Source organism: Stenotrophomonas rhizophila, from assembly GCF_007667275.1.
Taxonomy (GTDB): Bacteria; Pseudomonadota; Gammaproteobacteria; order Xanthomonadales; family Xanthomonadaceae; genus Stenotrophomonas; species Stenotrophomonas maltophilia_AE.
Window position 1 is genome coordinate 1 of sequence record NZ_VDQT01000007.1, and the last position, 21469, is coordinate 21469.

Below are 21469 nucleotides of genomic sequence, written 5' to 3' on the forward strand. Positions count from 1 at the left end.
GGCGAAGTAAAGGAGGAGGTGTCGGCCGCAGGCCGACGCCGGGGGACATTCGCCGGAAAGGGTGTGGCGCCCCGGCGCTCGATCCACCGGCAGCCGCGTCTGCAGCGCGCGAAAAAAACCCCGCGGCATTGCCGCGGGGTTCTTTCAACCGGTGTAACGACCAACGGTATGCCCACCGGGGTGGGCACCCTTCGGGCCGTCGACAAGCGACGTTAGGGCCGGCTGCGCCGTCCCTTGCGTTACCTACCCGTGAGGTTCAGTTCCTTGAGCAGCTGCGGAGCGGGAGCCACTTCCTGCATGATCCACTGCATGTAGCGGCTGTCCACGGCGATCATGCGGGTCATCACCGGGTCGAACACCCAGTTGGAGCTGACCGATTCCCAGTTGCCGTCGAACGCCAGGCCGACCAGCTTGCCGTGCGCGTCGAGCACCGGCGAGCCCGAATTGCCGCCGGTGATGTCCAGGTTGGACAGGAAGTTGACCGGCACCGAGCCGATCCGCTTGTCTTCCAGCCCGCCGTAGCGCTTCGCCTTGACCGCGTCCAGCAGGGCCTTGGGCGAATCGAACGGATCTTCGCCGGTTTCCTTGGCCGCCACGCCTTCCAGCGTGGTGAACGGCGTGTAGTTCACCCCGTCCTTGCCATAGCCCATGACGTTGCCGAAGGTGATGCGCAGCGACAGGTTGGCGTCCGGGTACACGAATTCGCCCTTGCTCTTCTTGTAGTCCGCCACCGCCTGCAGGTAGGCCGGGCGGGCCAGCAGCGATTCGCCTTCGCGGGTCTTCTTCTGCTCTTCCTGCTTCAGCAGGGCCGGCATGCTGGCCACGGCGTACTGGATGACCGGATCGGTGCTGGCTTCGAAGGCGGCGCGGTCGGCCTTGAACCAGGTCAGGCGCTCGTCCAGGCTGCCCAGCTTCGTGCCGGACAGTTTCCTGACCAGCCCGTCGACAGCGGCGGCATCGCTGCCTGCCAGCCACTGGTTCAGCACCTCGTTGCTGCGCTGGGCCGGCGGCAGGGCCACGTACTGGCTCAGCCAGTACTGTTGCAGCTGCTGGTCCATGCCCGCAACGTAGCGGCGGTCCATCTGGCGCAGGTTGCCTTCGATGGTCGGCAGGTCGCGCTCCTGGTAGCCGGCCTCACGCTCGGCGTCGGGCTTGGCGCGCTCGATCGACAGGCGGTACAGGGCCAGCGCAGCGCCCACCGCCGAGGTGGAGTTGAACTGGCCCACGAACAGGTCGCGCTCGCGGGTGCTCCTGCTGGTGTCGAGGTGCTTGACCAGCTGCGCGTGCGCGGCCAGCGCCGGCTTGCCGGCGGCGCCCTGCTTCTTCAGCCAGGCCAGCACCGCCGCTTCCTCGGCCTGCTTCTGGCCGGCGGCGTCGATGCGCTTGAAGCCTTCCAGCTGGCCCACGTAGTTCTTGGCCACGTTGTTCATGCTGGCAGCGGTGGCGGCGTACTTCACCTTCACGTCCGGATCGGCCTTGCCGGCCTTGTCGATCAGGTCCAGCACCGCGTCGTAGTGGCGGGCGATGGTCGGGTAGGTGAAGCGGGCGGTTTCGTTGAACTCAGCCGCCAGCGCGTAGCGGTTGGTGCGGCCCGGGTAGCCGGCCACCATCACGAAGTCGTCGGCGCCCAGCGGCTGGTCGGCGAATTTCAGGAAGTGCTTCGGCTGGTACGGCACGTTGTCGGCCGAGAACGCCGCCGGCTTGCCGTCCTTGCCCACGTAGGCGCGGTAGAACGAGAAGTCGCCGGTGTGGCGCGGCCACATCCAGTTGTCGACGTCACCGCCGAACTTGCCGACACTGCCCGGGGGCGCGTAGACCAGGCGCACGTCCTTGATTTCCATGTTGCGGAACAGGCGGTAGGTGTTGCCGCCGGAGAAGCTGTACAGGCGGCAGCGGAAGCCGGCATCGGCCTCGCAGGCGGCGGTCTGCGCCTTGTCGAAGGCTTCCAGCGCGCGGGTGCGGGCCAGCGGATCCTTGCCGGCGGCCGCGATCGCGGCCTTGGCCTGGTCGGTGACGTCGGTGATCTGGTCGAGCACGAACACGCGGGCATTCGGGCCGGCGCTGAGTTCGTCCTTCAGGGTCGGCGCGTTGAAGCCGTCCTTGATCAGGTTCTTCTCGGCGGTCGAGTTGAGCTGGATCGCGCCGTACGCGCAGTGGTGGTTGGTCACCACCAGGCCCTGCGGCGAGACGAAGCTGGCGGTGCAGCCGCCCAGCGCCACCACCGCGCCCATCGGGTCGCCGGTCAGGTCGGAGATCTGTTCAGGCGACAGCTTCAGGCCCGCCTGCTTCAGCGGCCCGGCGATCTCCGGCAGCTGTTGCGGCACCCACATGCCTTCAGCGGCATGGGCGGCCTGGACCAGCCCAAGGCTGGCGACGACGGAGAAAGCAAGCAGGTTCGAGCGCATGAGCAGCCCCTGGTGAAAGAACCGCCGATTGTAGCCGGGCCAATGGTTGGTTTATCCGGATCCCGGTCGGCCCGTAATAATTCGTAGGTCCGGCCGTTGGCCGGACACCGCGCGCAGCGCGGCGCAAGCGTCCGGAACCGGTTGCCCACCCGATCAAGGCCATCCGTACGACGTTCAGACCCACCGAAGCCACCCGTCAGGCGTTCATGGCCCCTGAACGAAGAGCAGCCGGCCAACGGCCGGCGCTACCGGCAGGTACGGCAGGTACGGCAGCGCAACATATGAATCCCCCGCCCCGCCCTATAATTCCCCCTTTCCCCCCAGACGAGTTCCACCCCGATGGCGCAGCAAACAATGAAGGCCCTGGTCAAGCGCGAAGCCGCCAAGGGCATCTGGCTCGAAGACGTGCCGGTGCCGGTGCCGGGCCCGAACGAGGTCCTGATCAAGCTGGAAAAGACCGCCATCTGCGGTACCGACCTGCACATCTACCTGTGGGACGAGTGGAGCCAGCGCACGATCAAGCCGGGCCTGACCATCGGCCATGAGTTCGTCGGCCGCATCGCGGAGATCGGCCCGGGCGTGACCGGCTACGAGATCGGCCAGCGCGTGTCGGCCGAGGGCCACATCGTCTGCGGCCACTGCCGCAACTGCCGTGGCGGCCGCCCGCACCTGTGCCCCAACACGGTGGGCATCGGCGTGAACGTCAACGGCGCCTTCGCCGAATACATGGTGATGCCGGCCAGCAACCTGTGGCCGATCCCGGACCAGATTCCCTCCGAACTGGCGGCGTTCTTCGACCCTTACGGCAACGCCGCGCACTGCGCGCTGGAGTTCGACGTGATCGGCGAAGACGTGCTGATCACCGGCGCCGGCCCGATCGGCATCATCGCTGCGGGCATCTGCAAGCACATCGGTGCGCGCAACGTGGTGGTGACCGACGTCAACGACTTCCGCCTGAAGCTGGCCGCCGACATGGGCGCCACCCGGGTGGTCAACGTGGCCAACACCTCGCTCAAGGACGTGATGAAGGAACTGCACATGGAGGGCTTCGACGTGGGCCTGGAAATGAGCGGCAACCCGCGCGCGTTCAACGACATGCTCGACTGCATGTACCACGGCGGCAAGATCGCCATGCTCGGCATCATGCCGAAGGGCGCGGGCTGCGACTGGGACAAGATCATCTTCAAGGGCCTGACCGTGCAGGGCATCTACGGCCGCAAGATGTACGAGACCTGGTACAAGATGACGCAGCTGGTGCTGTCCGGCTTCCCGCTCGGCAAGGTGATGACCCACCAGCTGCCGATCGACGAGTTCCAGAAGGGCTTCGACCTGATGGAACAGGGCAAGGCCGGCAAGGTGGTGTTGAGCTGGAATTGATTCCGCGCCGTCACGACCAACGGTCGTGACCTACCGGATGCGCGCCGTCACGACCAACGGTCGTGACCTACCCTGGTTGCATGGTGGTAGGTACCGACCGTTGGTCGGTACGAAAAAGGCACCCCTCGGGTGCCTTTTTCTTTGGCGGCCAAACGCGCGTTACTGCCCGACGGCGACCGTGAACACCACGCGGTTGTCGGCGAGCTTGCCGGAATTGTCGCGGCCGTTGCCGTCGGTGCCGTAGTAGCCCAGGCCCAGGGTGAACAGGCCCCAGCTGCGGTTCACGCCAATGTTCCAGTCGGTGTAATCCTGCGCGATGCCATCCTCGAACGTACTGCGGCCCACGTTCGCGGTCAGGTTGAATTCGTTCGGCAGCGCCCACTCGGTGCCCGCCGCGAAGTACCAGCCGTCGGTGTCGGTGTTCCAGACATCGTTGGTGTAGGCCACGGTCACGTTGTAATGCTCGGCAAAGCTGGTCTTGGTGATCAGCTCGGTGTAGGCCAGCTCGCTCGACCCCGGGTAGCTGTAGTGGTTGAGCATCACGTCGAAGTTGACGCTGTCGGTGACATCCACGCCGTAGCCGATGAAGTAATCGACCTCGGCATCCGGGCCGCCGTCGCCGAAGTCGACGCCCGAGCCCCACACACCGGCGTACAGACCCACCGGCGAGGTATAGGTGAAGCCGGCCTGCAGGGTCGGATCCTCATCGGTCTGCGACACGCCGCGGAACACGTAATCGGAAACGGCCGTGACGTTCCAGCTGAACGGAGATTCCGCCTCGTCCTGGGCGCTGGCGGCAAACGGGGCAAGCAAGGCGGCGCAGAGCACAGCGGCGGCAGTACAGCGCGTGGCGTGGTTCATGCGGGGTCTCTCCGGGGACGTGGGGGTGGATGCAGCGCGGTTTACGGTTTTTTAACCTGATTGATATTGCGATGCAACAATGTCATGCGTAACCGATTTCCGGGCCCCGGCCGGCCAATGCGGCAATGAGCGCCCCCTGCCCTGCGACGACAGGTAAAATCCCGGTTTTCCCGTGCCGATGACCGCCTGCCATGACCGACGCCCCGAACGCCCCGCTCACCCAGCACTACGTTGAAGAACTGGAGGCGATCCGCGCCCAGGGCCTGTTCAAGTCCGAGCGCGTCATCACCAGCCCGCAGTCGGCCGAGATCACCCTGGACGACGGCCGCACCGTGCTGAACTTCTGCGCCAACAACTACCTGGGCCTGGCCGACCATCCGGACCTGATCCAGGCAGCCAAGGACGCGCTGGACAGCCACGGCTTCGGCATGGCCTCGGTACGCTTCATCTGCGGCACCCAAGACCTGCACAAGCAGCTGGAGCAGCAGATCGCCGGCTTCTTCGGCAAGCAGGACACCATCCTGTACGCGGCCTGCTTCGACGCCAACGGCGGCCTGTTCGAACCGCTGCTGGGCGAGAACGACGCGATCATCTCCGACGCGCTCAACCACGCCTCGATCATCGACGGCGTGCGCCTGTGCAAGGCCAAGCGCTTCCGCTACGCCAACTGCGACATGGCCGACCTGGAAGCCCAGTTGCAGGCCGCCGATGCGGCCGGCTGCCGTACCAAGCTGATCACCACCGACGGCGTGTTCTCGATGGACGGCTTCATCGCGCCGCTGGACGAGATCACCGCGCTGGCGAAGAAGTACAACGCGCTGGTGCATATCGACGAATGCCATGCCACCGGCTTCCTCGGCGCCACCGGCCGCGGCTCGGCCGAGGTCAAGGGCGTGCTGGAGAAGATCGACATCATCACCGGCACCCTGGGCAAGGCCATGGGCGGCGCCCTGGGCGGCTTCACCACCGCCAGCGCCGAGGTGATCGAACTGCTGCGCCAGCGCTCGCGCCCGTACCTGTTCTCCAATTCGCTGCCGCCGCACGTGGTCGCCGCCGGCATCAAGGCCTTCGACATGCTCGCCGCGGCAGATGACCTGCGCACCACGCTGCAGCAGAACACCGCCTATTTCCGCGAGAAGATGACCGCCGCAGGGTTCGACGTGAAGCCCGGCGTGCACCCGATCAGCCCGGTGATGCTGTACGACGCGCCGCTGGCACAGAAGTTCGCCCAGCGCCTGCTGGAAGAAGGCATCTACGCGATCGGCTTCTTCTTCCCGGTGGTGCCCAAGGGCCAGGCGCGCATCCGCACCCAGATCAGCGCCGCGCATACGCGGCAGCACCTGGACCGCGCGATCGATGCGTTCACCCGCATCGGCGTGGAACTGGGTGTGATCAAGGGCTGATGCCGACGGGGGGCGAAATGCCCCCTTGAACCGCAATTTCCGCGAGGAGCAGCCGACTGACAGTCGGCTCTACTTCTTTTTGCCTTTCCGGGTTTCCTTGCTGGCCACCACCACCGGCTTGGGCGCCACGGCCGCGTTGGGGTTGCCCTTGGCCACGCGGATGCCGTTGGCCTTCATCCAGGCGTCGAACTCGTCGGCGCTCATGCGCTTCTCGCCATTGCTCATATGGAAGCGATAGGCGCCGCGGCCATCGCGCTCGGAAGCCGGCAACTGCACCTCGACAACCTTGTCGGTCACCGGTGGCGGGGCCTTGGCCGCCTGTTTATGGCCACCGCAGGCACTGAGCAGCAGGGCCGGCAGCAACAGGCAGGCACCGCCCAGCAGGGGGCGGCGAAGGATGACGGTTTGCATGACACTTCTCCCGGTAGTGGTCGGTCAATGAACGACAGGCCATCCCTTGCCCGGTGGTGCGCCCGCTCCCCGGCAGGCCACGCACTATGGTGCGACCACGGCATGTCCAGCCGTGGCATAAAGCAGCTCCAGGTCCTGCGCGTGCAGTTCGCGCCAGGCGCCCTTGCCCAGCGTCCCCAGGGCCAGCTGGCCGATCCCGACCCTGACCAGACGTAGCACGTTGATCTGCAGGGCGGCCAGCAGGCGCCGGATATGCCGGTTGCGGCCTTCGTCCAGCACCACCTCCAACCAGGCGGTCTTTTCACCGCTGCGCAGCAGGCGCACCTGGCGCGCGCGCAGCAGCTGGCCTTCGTCTTCGATGCCGGCGCACAGCGCGGCGAGCTGGGCCGCGTCGGGAACGACATCCACCTGCACGTGGTAGGTCTTGTCCGGGCCGGTCTCCGGGTCGGTCAGGCGCGCCGCCCACTCGGGGTCGTTGCTGAACAACAGCAGGCCCTCGCTGGCCTTGTCCAGCCGCCCGACCGGGGCCAGCCACGGCAGCCCGGCGCCATCGAAGCAGCGGTAGACGGTATCGCGGCCCTGCTCGTCCTGCGCGGTGGTGACCAGCCCGCGCGGCTTGTTGAGCATGAGGTGGATGCGCCGGGCACTGCCCAGCGGCTGGCCGTCGACGCGCACTACGTGGCGGCCATCGACGATCGGGAACTCGGGGTTGTTGATGGTGCGGCCATCGACCGTGACCCGGCCGTCCGCGATCCAGCGTGCGGCTTCGGTGCGTGAACACAGCCCCGCCTTGGACAGCACCCGCGCCAGCCCGTGGCGCGGCGCGTCGGTGCTGCGCGCGGCCGGACGGGCCGGGGCCGACGCACGCCGCGGATCGCGGCGTGGTCGATTGCCGGGCGCTGCGGGGGGCCGACGGGTGCTCATCGGTCGCAGCGCACGGGTCTTACTTCTTGCCGTCCGGCTTGGTTTCAGCCGGTGCTGCTGCCGGAGCCGGTGCCGCGGCGGCGGCAGCCGGGGCGGGGCGCGCCTTGACCACGCGCACGCCCTTGGCCTTCATCCAGGCGTCGAACTCCTCGGCGGTCATGCGCTTGCCGTTCTGGCTCATGTCGAAGCGCCAGGGCGTATTGTCGAATTCGGTCTGCGGCTTGTACGCGGCTGGATCATTCGGCTTCACCGCGGGCGCGCCGGGCATGGCCTTGGCGATGTTCTGGCAGCCGTCGATGCGCAGGCGCTGCAGCACGCGATCCAGCGACTGCTGCTGGTCGAAGTTGGAGGTCAGCACGCCGGCAGGCATGCCCAGCTGCACGTTGCGGATGTACAGCTCGTTGGCCACCGGCGCGATCGCCGTGGCCGGCAGCGGCAGCGGAGCCACGCTGGTGGCCGTTGCCGAGCAATCCACGGCTGCGTAAGCGGTGGGAACCAGGGCCAGGCCGAGTGCGGCGGCCAGTGCGATACGCAGCATGGGATGCATCCAGGAATGAGGGCGACGCACCGAGTTTAACAGCGCCACAACGCCTTTCAAGATCCCACATTCAATGAATACGGCAACTCGTTGGATTTATTGTTGATTTTTGCCGGAGTGCCGACCAACGGTCGGCACCTGCCGTCAAAGAAAAGGGCCCGGCAATGCCGGGCCCCTTCTTTGACTGATGTTCCGGAACGATTAGTTCTGGACGTTCAGCTCGGTACGACGGTTCTTCTCGCTCTTGCAGGCCGGGAAGGTCTGCGGGGTCTGCTCCAGCGGACGGCTCTCGCCGTAACCGATCGGACCGGTGAGACGGCTGGCAGCCACGCCGTTCTGGGTCAGATAGTTGTACACCGCGGTCGCACGACGCTCGGACAGCTTCTGGTTGTAGTCGTCCTTGCCGCACAGGTCGGTGTGGCCAGCCACTTCGACGCGCAGGTCCGGGTAACGAACCAGGATCTGGGTAGCTTCGGACAGGATCGCCACGGCGTCCGGACGCAGGTTCGACTTGTCGAAGTCGAAGTTGACGCCCTTCAGGTCGATGGAGACCGGCACCGGGCAACCGTCCGGACCGATGGTCTGACCCGGCTGCGAATCCGGGCACTTGTCGTCGCAGTTGTTGACGCCGTCGCCGTCGTCATCCAGGTCGGCGCAGCTCGGAGCGGCCGGAGCCGGAGCAACGACAGCAGCAGTCGGAGCCGGGCCCAGCGGGATCACGACGCCGACCGAGGCCAGCACGTCGCCGAACCAGCTTTCGTCCGGAGCGGAAACGCTCTTGTCGTCGAAGTCACCGCGGTAGGCCACTTCGGCGCGAACAGCGACGCGCTTTTCGAAGGTGGTCTGCAGGCCGACGCCGAGCTTGGCGGCAAAGTTGCCGTCCTTGCGCTCACCCGGGCTGTCCGGCGACGGGAAGTTGTTGTATTCCTCTTCCGACTTCTGGTAACCCAGGCCCATCAGCAGGTACGGGTTCCAGCCGCGGCCTTCGGAGATGAAGTGGCGACGCAGGTCGATCGACGCGCCGTACTGGCTCCAGTTCAGGTCCTGGTTGTCGTCGAAGTTCGGGTTCTGATAGTTCAGCTCGCCGTCCAGCGACCAGTTGGGGCTGATGAACTTGCCGAGGCCCAGGGTAACGAACGGAGCGTCGTTGGTCAGGCGGTCGCTATCCTGGAAGTTGAAGCCGGCCGAACCGGTCAGGTACCAGCGGTCATCAAACGACGACTGCGCGGACGCTGCCTGGGCAAACGCCAGGCCGCCCAGCAGTGCGGCAGTGAGGATCTTCTTGTTCATGTAATACAGCTCCTATTTCGGGGGTATGAAACCGGTAGAGGCATGGGCCAGCACTACTGCGTCGTTTAAGACTGCCGATTCAGCACGCCACCGCCGCGAACATTATGCTCAGGGGAGTGAAGGCGATGTTAACGGTCACGTAACATGTGAAATCGACTACCGCGTCTCCGCCGGGACGGCTGGACGCACCCTATACAGGTTGGTGAATTTCCGCAAGAGCCAACAATGGCAAGGGTTTCAGCCACTTTCCCAAAGAATTCAACGACTCGCCACAGTATTTGATGCAATCCGACCCTGTGTCGCGATTCAGCTGAAAAACAGGTTTGAAAACGTCTTTATGATGAACGTGTTCGTCCCCCACAGGAGTCGATATGAATGCTGTTGGACTGACCCGTTACCTGCCCATCGACGACCCCGACGCCCTGCTGGACCTGCAGATTGCTGAACCGGGCGCGCCACAGGGACATGACCTGCTGGTGCGCGTCCAGGCGGTGTCGGTGAACCCGGTAGACACCAAGCAGCGCGTGCCGCGTGCCGGCGACGTCTCGCCGCCGCGGATCCTTGGTTTTGACGCTTCCGGCATTGTTGAAGCAGTCGGCGCGCAGGTGTCGGCGTTCGCGCCTGGCGATGAGGTGTATTACGCCGGCGACGTCACCCGCCCGGGCAGCAACGCGCAGCTGCAGTGGGTGGACGAGCGTATCGTCGGGCGCAAACCCACCACGCTGGATTTCGCCGAGGCGGCGGCGCTGCCGTTGACCGTGTTGACCGCCTGGGAACTGCTGTTCCAGCGCATGCCGCTGCATTTCGACGACCGCCGGCATGTCGGCCAGACCCTGCTGGTGATCGGCGGTGCCGGTGGCGTTGGCTCGATCGCGATCCAGTTGGCGCGGCATGCCGGCTTTACCGTGGTGGCCACGGCGTCGCGCGACGCGTCGGCCGAGTGGTGCCTGCGGATGGGCGCCGACCACGTGGTCGACCATCGCCAGCCGCTGCCGGCGCAGTTGCAGGCGCTGGGCATCGCGCAGGTCGAGGTGGCACTGAACCTGGCCGACACCGACCACTACTGGGAGGTGCTGGGGGAACTGCTTGCACCGCAGGGGCATGTCGGACTGGTGGTGGAACCGCGCGCTCCGCTGCGCATCGGCGACCCGTACAAGGCCAAGTGCATCGGCATCCACTGGGAATTCATGTTCGCGCGTTCGCGCTTCCAGACCGCCGACATGATCGAACAGCACCGCATCCTCAGCCGGGTGGCCAGCCTGGTCGATGCCGGCGAGCTGCGCAGCACCGCGCATACGTCGCTGGGCACCATCAACGCGCAGAACCTGCGCGAAGCGCACCGCCTGCTGGAAGGCGGTGGCGTCACCGGCAAGCTGGTGCTGTCCGGCTGGGACGATTGAAACGGCGTTGAACCGGGAATCCCCTTGCGTGCAGGGGCATTCCCGGGCACCCTTTGCGCATCCATACGCAAGCGTATCTTCATGTCGCCAGCCACTGATTCCACCGCCTACCCGCACCTGTTCGCCCCGCTCGACCTGGGCTTCACCACCCTGCGCAACCGCGTCCTGATGGGCTCGATGCATACCGGGCTGGAAGACCGTGCCAAGGACTTCCCGCGGCTGGCGGCGTACTTCGCCGAGCGCGCAGCGGGCGGGGTCGGGTTGATCGTCACCGGCGGCTATGCGCCCAACGTGGTGGGCTGGCTCAAGCCGTTCGGCGGCAAGCTGTCCTGGCCCTGGGAAGTGGGGCCGCACCGCCAGTTGACCAGCGCGGTGCACGCCCATGACGGCAAGATCTGCCTGCAGCTGCTGCACGCCGGACGCTACGCCTACCACCCCCTGTCGGTGGCGCCGTCGAAGAAGAAGGCCCCGATCAACCCGTTCACCCCGCGTGCGTTGTCGGCACGGGGCGTGGAGCGGCACATCGCCGATTACGCACGCAGCGCGCGGCTGGCCCGCGAGGCTGGCTACGACGGCGTGGAAGTGATGGGGTCGGAAGGCTACCTGATCAACGAGTTCATCGCGCCGCGCACCAACCTGCGCAGCGACCGCTGGGGCGGCGATGCCAACCGGCGCATGCAGTTCGCCGTGGAAATCGTGCGCCGCATCCGCGAAGCCTGCGGCCCGGACTTCATCATCATCTACCGGTTGTCGCTGGTCGACCTGGTCGAAGACGGCAGCAACTGGGAGGAGATCGTGCAGCAGGCCAGGGCGGTCGAAGCGGCCGGCGCCACCCTGATCAACTCCGGCATCGGCTGGCATGAAGCGCGGGTGCCCACCATCGCCACCTCGGTGCCGCGCGCGGCATTCGCCGGGGTCACTGCCAAGCTCAAGCCGCACGTACGGGTGCCGGTGATCGCCACCAACCGGATCAACATGCCGGACGTGGCCGAGCGCATCCTAGCCGGGGGCGGCGCGGACATGGTGTCGCTGGCGCGCCCGTTGCTGGCCGACCCCCAATGGGCGAACAAGGCCCGCGCGGGCCGTGCGCACGCGATCAACACCTGCATCGCGTGCAACCAGGCCTGCCTGGACCACGTGTTCGAGAACAAGACCGCCAGCTGCCTGGTCAACCCGCGCGCGGTGCATGAAACGGAGCTGGTCTACCGCCCTGCCCTGGTACCGAAGAAGATCGCCGTGGTCGGCGCCGGCCCGGCCGGCCTGGCCGCCGCGACCGTGGCCGCCGAACGTGGCCATGCGGTGACCCTGTTCGATGCCGGCAGCGAGATCGGCGGTCAGTTCAACGTGGCCAAACGCATTCCGGGCAAGGAAGAATTCCACGAGACCCTGCGTTACTTCCGCCACAAGCTGGAGGACACCGGGGTGACCGTGAAGCTGGACACCGTGGCGGACGCAGCCACCCTCGGCGGCTTCGATACGGTGGTGGTGGCGACCGGCATCACCCCGCGCCAGGTCGATTTTCCCGGTGCCGACCACCCCAAGGTGGTCACCTACCTGGATGTGTTGCTGGGCAAGGTGCAGGTCGGGGCCGAGGTCGCGATCATCGGTGCCGGCGGGATCGGCTTCGATGTCGGCGAATTCCTGGTCCACGAAGGCCCCTCGTCGGCGCTGGACCCGGCGCGCTGGATGGCCGAATGGGGCGTGGACCCGACCTTCGAGGCCCGCGGCGCCCTGGCCCGCCCGCAGCCGGAGGCCCCGGCACGGAAGGTCTGGCTGCTGCAGCGGAGCCCGGGCAAGCCGGGCGCGCGGCTGGGCAAGACCACCGGCTGGATCCACCGCGCCACGCTCAAGGCAAAGGGCGTGAAGATGCTCGGCGGTGTCGAGTATCTGGGCGTGGACGACAATGGCCTGCGGATCCGCATCGACGGCCAGGAGCAGACGCTGCCGGTCAGCCACGTGGTGATCTGTGCCGGCCAGGAACCGCGTCGCGACCTGCACGCTGCGCTGCTGGCGGCCGGCGTGGACGCGCACCTGATCGGCGGCGCGGACGTTGCCGCCGAGCTGGACGCGAAACGCGCCATCAACCAGGGCAGCCGCCTAGCGGCCGCCCTGTAACCCGTGTGCCGGCCAACGGCCGGCGCTACCTCGTGCGGTGAAATGTACCGGTCCTGGACCGGTAGCGCCGGCCGTTGGCCAGCCCTCGCAGACCCAATCACTGCACCTGAACAGGGCTTTCGGCATTCCTACTGAACCTGAATGTCAAGCCTTTCGATTCAGGATGCATTGCGAAATCCCCCCCTATCGTGCGCCGACTTTCCCGCTCACCACCCAGTTCGAGTGAGCGCGCGGCCCCCGACTTCTTTGGGTGCCGCTCCCGGGCGGCCCCGATGGCCGCCTCCCCATGACGCCAAGCAGTACCTTCACGCCCCCGTCCCCACACTCGGACGGAGCAGCCAGGTGCGGCCCATACGGAGCAAGGAGATTTATGAAACTGGCCTGGATACTCTGGCTGTCGCAGTTGTTGCCGCAGCCGGCCGCCGATTCGTTGTGCCTGAGCACGACCGTCTACCTCGAAGCGCGTGACCAGACCCTGCGCGGCCAGCAAGCCGTCGCGGAAGTGGCGTTGCGCCGCCTCGACAGCGGCCTGTGGGGCGACTCGATGTGCAAGGTGGTCACTGCACGCAAGCAGTTCGCGCCGACCATCGTCGCCCCCGGCACCCAGCTGGGCAACAGCGACGCCTGGGAAGAAGCCATGAGCGTGGCCTTCGACGCCGAGCGCAACTGGGCGCTGCCGGTGGGCGAGCGCAAGGAGATCGTGCCCGGCGCCAGCCACTTCGCCGCGCTGTCGATCGCCAGCCCCAGCTGGCGCAACGCCTACCAGGTGGCCACGATCGGCGACCACACGTTCTACCGCGTGCAGAAACTCAAGCCGCGCGCGTCGTAACGATCTGTTACGGGCATACCGTTGAGGATGCGGGGCCGGCTCTGGAATAGTGTGCCGTTGCCCAACCTTCCATCTTCACGGAGTTCCGCATGAAGCTGTACAGCAAGCCCGGTGCCTGTTCCACCGCCGACCATATCGCCCTGCAGTGGACCGGTCAGCCGTTCGAGGTCGAACTGCTCGACAAGGACACCATGAAGGCCCCGGCCTACCTGGCGATCAATCCAAGCGGCGCGGTGCCGGCGATCGTCGACGGCAGCTTCGTGCTGACCCAGAACGCGGCGATCATGGGCTACATCGCCGACAGCTTTCCGCAGGCCGGCCTTGCCGGCGACGGCAGTCCGCAGCAGCGCGCCGAAGCCAACCGCTGGCTTGCCTTCGTGAATTCGGACCTGCATCCCGCATTCACCCCCCTGTTCGGACCGGGCCGCTTCATCGATGATGAAGGCCAGTACGATGCGGTGCGCGATGCAGCACGCAAGCGCCTGCGCGGCCTGTTCGAAACCGCCAACCGCCAGCTCGCCGACAAGCCCTGGCTGGCCGGCTTCCGCAGCTACGCCGACCCGTACTTCTACATCACCCTGCGCTGGGCGGCGGGCGCAAAGATCGACCTGAGCGGCCTGGACAACCTGGCCGCGTTCAAGACCCGCATGGAAGCCGATGCCGGCGTGCAGGCGGCCCTGAAGGCCGAAGGCCTGCACTGAGAATGGCGTAGAGCCGGGCTCTGCCCGGCTTGCGCTTCAGCGCATGGCGTAGAGCCGGGCTCTGCCCGGCTGGCGTTTCAGCGAATGGCGTAGAGCCGGGCTCTGCCCGGCTGGCGCTTCGCCCGGCATCGCGCAGCCACGCAGGGCGTGGCTCTACGTTTTCCCGATGGCGGTCAGACCGCTTCGGGCTGGCTGCTGAGCAGGGCGCGGGTCTCTTCGAGCCAGCGGTTGGCCAGCGCCGGGCTCTTGGCCTTGGACACCGCGGCGGCCATTTCCGGCCACAGTTTCTCCAGCCCGGCCGCGTCGGTGCAGCGTTCGATCTTGAGCTGCATGAAGTAACCCTTCAGGCCAAGGTGCCTGCGCACCGATTCGCTCATCCAGTCATACAGCTGCTTGTACAGCGCCGGGTCCTGTTCGCGCCCGGCGGTCAGCGCGCGCGGCGCCGCCGGTGCCAACGCACCGCCGACGATCTCGATCAGCCCCATCTCCTGCAGCTGTGCCAGCGCGTCGTCCGGCGCGCGCAGCCCGGGCAGCATCGCGGTCAATTCATTGTCATCGCGCTGACCATCGACCATCAGCAGGATGGAGCGCAGCCCCGGCAGCAGCCGGCGCGCGCGGTCTTCGATTTCCTGACGGCCAGCGGCCGTCTTGGCATGGATGTACGCCATGTTTGTTTCCCCTGTTGCCTTTGCTGCACGCAGGATCGCCTGACATCGCGGCAGCCCCTGCGCCCCCTTGCGTTCGTTGCCCGCGCGCGCCATCCCCGGCGCATCCCGCGTCCTGCAACGATAACCCGCCCAGCTTACCCGAGCCGCCCCCCGGCCTGTAACGCACTGCAGCATCCGCCGCCAGCGGCCGCGGAGCGGCCCCTCGACGGCCAGGACCGCGGCCCTGCGGCCCGGCAGAGGCGTGCCGCCTCTTGAATCAGGGTCCGGATCAGCGCGGGTAGGAGGTAAACCGTACATCGCTCAACCGCGGTGGATCAGCTGCCAATTCTCCCTGTCAACGAGTACAGCGGCTCTAATATCCACTCATAGATTCGGCGCCGCTCTCCCATGATGTCAGCCTCAAGCCTCATCCCCGGCTTGAGCGCTTCAGGCTTTCCATACGCGAGTACGCTCTGACGGTTTAGCGAGACTATCACCCGATATACCGGATCCCCTGGTCCACTATCGGTCGAGAGAGCGCTATGGGAAACCAGTACGACGACTCCCTCGTGACTTCCGAACCTCTGGTAAGGGTAAGCCTGATATCGCAACAGCACACGATCGCCAGGTTTGACGAACCCCACAGCAGCGCTTGGTACAAGCAACTGTGCCCGCAACGAGGAACCTCTCGGCAGCAAGGTGAGTATTGGCTGTCCCGCTTGCACTGACCGTCCCGCTTCGACGAGATGACTTGCAACAAGACCAGCAACAGGGGCGCGCAGCAGCAACTCGCCCTGCGCCTCAATCTGCACCGCCTCCTGTCTAAGTGCAGCCTCTTCGCGCGCGGCTGCAGCTCGAGCCGCACGACGTGCCTCTGGAACCTCCGCCAAAGCCTGCTCCAACTGCATGAGGTTCCGTCGCATAGAGGCTTCCTGCCGCTGCAGTGCTTGTTTGGCATTGAGCAGCTCGAGCACGGCCTGCTCCTGCTCGTCTCGTTGAACCAAGCTCACGTACTGCTGATCCGCCACCAGCCGATAGCGCTGTAAAGTTTCACGGGCGATGCGGACCTGCTCGCCACGTGTGCGGACCTCGCGCTCAATCTGAGAAATCTCACGAATCAGAGCGTTACGCTGCTTCCATATTCCCGACTGCTGCACTCGAAATTGCTGGTCCTGAGAGTCCTGCAGAGCCTTATGGCTATCTAACCGCAGGTGCTGGCCACTGCGCATTTCCTTCAACGCATCATCTCCAGCAGCCGTGACGCGAGGAGACTGGAAAAGAAGAAGCGATGCCTCACGCTCAACGCGATCCCCTTCCTGCGCATACAGTGCCGCAACTATGCCCGACGATGGCGCAAACACAGTTGAAAGGCCAAGATCCGGCACCAGCACTCCAGATACCCGCGACCTGCGCGTGTAATCGCCAAACGCTATGAAACCCAAAACTGTGGCTGCGGCAATGCCCCCGAGAATGGCCAACACCCATAGCCGCACAGGTTGCGCCAGCGCAATACCGCCCAGCCAGCTAGCCCGCTTTGCCTCGACAGCCTCACGACGGAACAGTCCGTTCATGCCAGTACACACTCATCAAAGGAGCTTCCGGTCCTCAGCTCCTGAATGATTTCACCGGAACGCATCACCAGTACTCGATCGGCACTGGCGATTGTCTCCGGCCGGTGTGCAATGATCACGCATGTTAGCCCCAGTCCCCGGACTGCGTCATTAACCAGCCGCTCGCGCTCCACGTCGAGATGACTCGTAGCCTCGTCCAGGAACAGCAATCGAGGGCGCCGATACAACGCCCTAGCAAGCATCACACGCTGCTTCTGACCACCCGATAAGCTGGTACCCATGTCACCAATAAGGCTGTGGTAACCCATTGGCAATGCGGAAATGTCGTCGTGCACTTCGGCTAACTTCGCGACTTCCTGAACGCGCACTTCGTCCGGACCGTCTTCCGCGAAGGCAATGTTGTCACTAATGCATCCCGCGAACAATTGATCATCCTGCATGACAGCACCGATGACGCGCCGGTACTCGTCCATGCCGATCCGCGTCAGAGGCCTGCCTCCAACCCAGATCTCACCCTCAGTTGGCAGAAGCAAACCCAGCAGCAACTTCAGCAGCGTGGTCTTTCCGCAGCCAGAGGCGCCAACTATAGCGATTGACTCTCCAGGCTCAACTACCAGATTACAATTGCGAATTACCCATGGATCACTCGACGAGTAGCGAAATCCCAGCCCGCGCACCTCGATGCGCAAGACTGCGGGCAAGGGCTCTCGTGGTTTGAGGTCATGACCAGCTTCTGGCTCCGTCAGCACTATGTCCGACAATCGTTCAGCGTGCAGTCGCAGCATTCTGAATTCCACCCATCTGTCAATGAGGCCAGCGATACGTTTGGAAAATTGATCCTTATATGCCAGATAGGCGATGAGCATGCCGACCGAAAACACGTTCTGCATCGCCAGCGCCGCCCCGATCCAGACAACCACAAGCCGCTCGACGCCGAATATCATCTGATTCGCACTTCCAAATGCGAGTCCGAGGCGCGCCAGCCGCACGTCATGATTGACGGTCTCATTCACGAGGTTGAAGTAGCCGCATCGCCGAAGCGTCTCTCGCCCTGCAAGCTTTATCGACTGAGCCCCTCGAATAGACTCGAGAAGATGGCTCTGCTGGTGAGCGGCCGCCACGAGCTGCCGTTCCGATCCATCTCGGAGCTCACGGAATGCTACGGTGCGCAGGAGCAGGTACAGCCCAACGGCCAGCGACGTCACCAGCGCCAACTTCCAGCTATACAGCAGCATCATTGCCAAGGTGACCAGAGCCATTAGGCCGTCGACAATGGCCTCTATGAAGCTAGTCGTCAGCGTGTGTTGAATCGCCTGCACACTACCCATTCGCGAACTGATGTCTCCAAGGTGGCGCTTTCCGTAGAACTCCATGGGCAGCCGAATGAGATGGAAAAACACATTTCCGGTCCATTGCACCCCAAGGCGACTGGATAGATGGATAACCGCCCAACCTCTAACCGCCCCAATGCCCAGCTGAAGAACGAGCGCAAGACCAAAACCAAGGCAGAGCACGGTGAGCAGATCGCGGTCCGCCGCGACCAGTACTTGATCCACAACCCACTGAATGAAGAAGGGCGCCATCAGCACGAACACCTGCAGAGCCAGCGAAAGAATCAGAATCAGACCGATTGCGCGCCGCAACCCACCCACCTTTCCGGTAAGTCGGGAAATCGCGACAGCTGGCGGACGGCGCGAACGGCGAAAGTCCGCGCCCGGAATCAACTCCAATGCGACACCCGTAAAGCTTCTGGAGAACTCACCCATCTTCATCTTTCGTTCGCCCACAGCTGGATCGAAGACGGTTACCACCTTTCTTCCAACGGCTCGAAGCACGACGAAGTGGTTTAGATCCCAGTGCAGGATGCACGGCAACTGCAGATTCCGAATATGCTCGAGGTCGAGTCGCAGAGGACGACACACGAGACCCATTTTCCCACCAATTTCCATGACCTGGGCCAACGTAGAGCCGTTCAATGAAATGGAAAAGAGACGTCGAAGTTCGCTGAGCCGCGTTCGATGTCCGTGGTGAGTGGCAACCATAGCAAGGCATGCAAGTCCGCACTCCGCGGCCTCGGATTGAATGAATGCTTCCATGCATCTTCCTTGCAAAAATGGAGCGCGAATCTACGCCGCCGAATACTCACTTACAAGCAGCGACATCACGAAAATCCACATTTGTCCGAGCTTCCGGCCGCTTGTGGTCATTTGCTGTCGCGTCCAACACACAGCTGGACTGAAGCCTCGCCAGGTCCAAACACAAACATGCATTCAAGCCGACTCGCTCGCTCGCGAAACTTGCGCTTACCACGCCGGCGCCTTCAAACAGAAGTTGGACAACGAACTACTCTCTGCAGACCATTGGCATCGATACGTCGAACAGCGTCGCATGTGGCATGCGCATACCTTCGCTGGCGAGCAACTGAGACGTCGCGCACACTTGACCCGTCACCGCAGCGAGTAAATTCCAACCCCCCAATTCGGGGATCACAAGGAAAAATTCAATGCGTGAAATGAGCAACGAAGAAGTGATGCAGGTATCGGGTGGAGGCATCTACAACAGCGGGAACCGGCAGCAACTTCGGGATATGGCGGTTGGTGCCATCGCTGGCGGCATCATGGGCGGCCCAATTGGGGCTGCAGTTGGGCTGATCGCAGGCTCCATTACGGGCTTCAGGCGACAGACGAGCGCCAAGTAATCTGCGGAGCGCCGCTCATTCGAGCGGCGCTCCCGGGCCACCATTCCAACATCGCTTTGAGCCACTCATGAAGCATCCAGCACACATACTTGCGACCTTGGTGTTCGAAAGGCTCGCAAGACCAACTACAGACCACTCCACCGCGCCAACTTTCAGCATCAGATGGATCGTTCATGCACTTAGTTTCTTCGTGACGTGGGGATCTGCAGTGATGCTGGCATGGACTTGGCTTGGCACTTATCTTTCGCCTTTCGGAATAGCATTCGTGGCAATCCTTTCAATGCTGTATGGAGCTATCACGGCGGGCTCGCGACAGCGTTGAATGGATCACATCATCTGCGTCTCTAGGTAGCCAGCTTTCAGGATCATGGCGATGCATGGGAATGCGTCGCTACTTCCTCGCTCTATGACTGCCGCCCGAGCGCTCTTCGGATCTCATCCAGTGCCCCTGGATCATCCAAGGTGGACAGGTCGCCCGGGTCGCGCTGTTCCGCCAGTGCCTGCAGCGAGCGCCGCAGCAGCTTGCCCGAGCGGGTCTTGGGCAGGGCGTTGACCAGGTGGATGTGCGCCGGGCGGGCCACGGCGCCGAGGGTCTCGGTCACGCGCTTCATCATCTCGGCCACCACCGCGCTGCCATCGCCGTCGACCGCCTGCCTGAGGGTGACGAACACCAGCGGCACCTGGCCCTTCAGCTCGTCCTTGACCCCGATCACCGCCGCTTCGGCCACCAGCGGGTGGCCGGCGATGCACTCCTCGATTTCGCGCGTGCCCAGCCGGTGCCCGGCGACGTTGATCACGTCGTCGGTGCGGCCAAGGATGAAGGTGTAGCCGTCCTCATCGCGGATTGCCCAGTCCAGCGAGCTGTACAGCAGCTCCTTGAAGTGGCTGAAGTAGCTCTGCAGGAAACGCGCGTCGTCGTTCCACACCGTGCTCATGCAGCCCGGCGGCAGGGGCGGCACCATCACCAGCACGCCCTTCTGCCCGGGCTGTACTTCTTCGCCTGTATTCTCGTCGATCACCTTCATGCGGTAACCGAGGTTGGGGAACCCGGGCGAGCCGAAGCGGACCGGCTTGAGGTCCACGCCCGGCAGCAGGGTCAGCGCCGGCCAGCCGGTTTCGGTCTGCCAGTAGTTGTCGATGATCGGCTTGCCCAGCGCATCGTTGATCCAGTGCGCGGTGGGCTCGTCGAGCGGTTCGCCGGCCAGGAACACGTACTTCAGCGCGGCCAGGTCGTGGCGCTTGATGAAGTCGGCGTCGTGTTTTTTCAGGACGCGGATCGCGGTGGGCGAAGAGAACAGCGTGCGCACGCCGTACTGTTCGCACAGCGCCCACCAGATGCCCGGATCCGGGTGGGTCGGCAGGCCTTCGTACAGCAGCGAGGTGCAACCGCCGATCAGCGGGCCGTACACATTGTAGGAGTGCCCCACCGCCCAGCCCACGTCCGAGGTGGAGAACATCACCTGGCCAGGCTTGCAGTCGAACACGGTTTCCATCGACTGCGCCATCGCCACCGCGTAGCCGCCGACATCGCGCTGCACGCCCTTGGGCTTGCCGGTGGTGCCGGAGGTGTAGAGCAGGTAGCTGGGTTCGCTGGATTCCAGCCACACCACCGGTACGTCCTGGTCGCCCACTTCCTCGCGCAGCGTGGCGTAGTCCACATCGCGCCCCGGCACCTTCGGTTCGGCCGGGTCCAGGCCGCGCGAGACGATCAGCACGTGCGGCGGCGGCGACTGCGCTTCGGCGCAGGCGGCGTCGACCATCGCCTTGTACGGAATCACCTTGCCACCGCGCTTGCCGGCGTCGGCGGCGATCAGCAGTTTGGGCGCGGCATCATCGATGCGCAGCGCCAGGTTGTGCGCGGCGAATCCGCCGAACACCACTGAATGGATCGCGCCGATGCGCGCGCAGGCCAGCATCGCGAACACGGCCTCGGCCATGTTCGGCATGTAGATGACCACGCGGTCGCCGCGCTGCACGTCCAGCCGCTGCAACACCGCGGCAAAGGCGTTGACCTCGCGGTAGAGCTCCCGGTAGGTGATCTCGCGGGTGACGTTGGTTTCGGTGGAGATCGCCACCAGGGCGAGCTGGTCCGGCCGGTCGACCAGGTGGCGGTCGACGGCGTTGTAACACAGGTTGGTCTGGCCGCCGACGTACCAGCGCCGGAATGGCGGGTTGCTGTAGTCCAGCACCTGCGCGGGGGGAACGTGCCAGTAGATGCGGTGCGCTTCCTCGGCCCAGAAGGCTTCGGGTTCCTCGATCGATCGGCGGTAGACCTCTTCGTAACGCATGCCAGCCCTCC

17 protein-coding genes are annotated in these 21469 nt (G+C 64.8%); 7 read left to right on the forward strand and 10 right to left on the reverse strand.

The window, feature by feature from the left end; genetic code table 11:
* Positions 1-239 precede the first annotated feature (239 nt).
* On the reverse strand, positions 240-2405 hold the full coding sequence (locus tag FSZ13_RS17790; protein WP_145481763.1) for a S46 family peptidase: 2166 nt from the start codon (positions 2403-2405) through the stop codon (positions 240-242).
* Between the two features lie 354 nt (positions 2406-2759).
* Between FSZ13_RS17790 and tdh the strand changes: the two genes are divergently transcribed.
* Positions 2760-3782, forward strand: coding sequence for an L-threonine 3-dehydrogenase (gene tdh / locus FSZ13_RS17795; protein ID WP_145481764.1), 1023 nt, complete (start codon positions 2760-2762; stop codon positions 3780-3782).
* Positions 3783-3941: 159 nt separating this feature from the next.
* Here the strand turns inward: tdh and FSZ13_RS17800 are convergent, their stop codons facing one another.
* Positions 3942-4643 (reverse strand): TorF family putative porin, encoded by a 702-nt coding sequence (locus FSZ13_RS17800; RefSeq protein ID WP_145481765.1) that lies wholly within the window; start codon positions 4641-4643, stop codon positions 3942-3944.
* Positions 4644-4834: 191 nt separating this feature from the next.
* Between FSZ13_RS17800 and kbl the strand changes: the two genes are divergently transcribed.
* Positions 4835-6046: a glycine C-acetyltransferase gene (gene kbl / locus FSZ13_RS17805; protein ID WP_145481766.1), complete on the forward strand. Its 1212-nt coding sequence runs from the start codon at positions 4835-4837 to the stop codon at positions 6044-6046.
* 69 nt (positions 6047-6115) lie between these two features.
* On the opposite strand, the gene FSZ13_RS17810 is transcribed toward kbl, so the two are convergent.
* From FSZ13_RS17810 to FSZ13_RS17825, 4 genes are all read right to left on the reverse strand, one after another.
* On the reverse strand, positions 6116-6457 hold the full coding sequence (locus FSZ13_RS17810) for a hypothetical protein (protein WP_145481767.1): 342 nt from the start codon (positions 6455-6457) through the stop codon (positions 6116-6118).
* An 84-nt stretch (positions 6458-6541) separates the two neighbouring features.
* A complete protein-coding gene (locus FSZ13_RS17815) occupies positions 6542-7381 on the reverse strand; it encodes a pseudouridine synthase (protein WP_145481768.1) in 840 nt (279 codons plus the stop codon).
* A 19-nt stretch (positions 7382-7400) separates the two neighbouring features.
* A complete protein-coding gene (locus tag FSZ13_RS17820; RefSeq protein ID WP_145481769.1) occupies positions 7401-7919 on the reverse strand; it encodes a hypothetical protein in 519 nt (172 codons plus the stop codon).
* Between the two features lie 201 nt (positions 7920-8120).
* Positions 8121-9209, reverse strand: a complete 1089-nt coding sequence (locus FSZ13_RS17825) for an OmpA family protein (protein ID WP_145481770.1) — start codon at positions 9207-9209, stop codon at positions 8121-8123.
* A 371-nt stretch (positions 9210-9580) separates the two neighbouring features.
* Between FSZ13_RS17825 and FSZ13_RS17830 the strand changes: the two genes are divergently transcribed.
* The 4 genes from FSZ13_RS17830 to FSZ13_RS17845 all read left to right on the forward strand — a co-directional run bounded on the left by FSZ13_RS17830 (position 9581) and on the right by FSZ13_RS17845 (position 14254).
* A complete protein-coding gene (locus FSZ13_RS17830) occupies positions 9581-10609 on the forward strand; it encodes a zinc-binding alcohol dehydrogenase family protein (RefSeq protein ID WP_145481771.1) in 1029 nt (342 codons plus the stop codon).
* A gap of 81 nt (positions 10610-10690) precedes the next feature.
* Positions 10691-12724: an NADPH-dependent 2,4-dienoyl-CoA reductase gene (locus FSZ13_RS17835; protein ID WP_145481772.1), complete on the forward strand. Its 2034-nt coding sequence runs from the start codon at positions 10691-10693 to the stop codon at positions 12722-12724.
* Between the two features lie 370 nt (positions 12725-13094).
* Positions 13095-13553, forward strand: a complete 459-nt coding sequence (locus tag FSZ13_RS17840) for a cell wall hydrolase (protein ID WP_145481773.1) — start codon at positions 13095-13097, stop codon at positions 13551-13553.
* Positions 13554-13642: 89 nt separating this feature from the next.
* Positions 13643-14254 (forward strand): glutathione S-transferase N-terminal domain-containing protein, encoded by a 612-nt coding sequence (locus FSZ13_RS17845; protein ID WP_145481774.1) that lies wholly within the window; start codon positions 13643-13645, stop codon positions 14252-14254.
* Positions 14255-14427: 173 nt separating this feature from the next.
* Here the strand turns inward: FSZ13_RS17845 and FSZ13_RS17850 are convergent, their stop codons facing one another.
* The 3 genes from FSZ13_RS17850 to FSZ13_RS17860 all read right to left on the reverse strand — a co-directional run bounded on the left by FSZ13_RS17850 (position 14428) and on the right by FSZ13_RS17860 (position 18568).
* The gene (locus FSZ13_RS17850; protein ID WP_145481775.1) at positions 14428-14922 is read right to left on the reverse strand and encodes a hypothetical protein; all 495 of its coding nucleotides are present in this window, start codon (positions 14920-14922) and stop codon (positions 14428-14430) included.
* 314 nt (positions 14923-15236) lie between these two features.
* On the reverse strand, positions 15237-16472 hold the full coding sequence (locus FSZ13_RS17855) for an HlyD family secretion protein (RefSeq protein ID WP_145481776.1): 1236 nt from the start codon (positions 16470-16472) through the stop codon (positions 15237-15239).
* Positions 16469-18568 (reverse strand): peptidase domain-containing ABC transporter, encoded by a 2100-nt coding sequence (locus FSZ13_RS17860; RefSeq protein WP_145481777.1) that lies wholly within the window; start codon positions 18566-18568, stop codon positions 16469-16471. Before FSZ13_RS17860 ends, FSZ13_RS17855 begins: the two co-directional genes overlap by 4 nt.
* 407 nt (positions 18569-18975) lie before the next feature.
* On the opposite strand from FSZ13_RS17860, the gene FSZ13_RS17865 reads away from it, so the two are divergent.
* On the forward strand, positions 18976-19170 hold the full coding sequence (locus FSZ13_RS17865) for a Blp family class II bacteriocin (protein WP_145481778.1): 195 nt from the start codon (positions 18976-18978) through the stop codon (positions 19168-19170).
* 404 nt (positions 19171-19574) lie between these two features.
* Here the strand turns inward: FSZ13_RS17865 and prpE are convergent, their stop codons facing one another.
* Positions 19575-21458 carry a propionate--CoA ligase gene (gene prpE / locus FSZ13_RS17870; protein ID WP_145481779.1) on the reverse strand — a complete coding sequence of 628 codons (1884 nt, stop codon included), beginning with the start codon at positions 21456-21458 and terminating at the stop codon, positions 19575-19577.
* Positions 21459-21469: the final 11 nt, after the last annotated feature.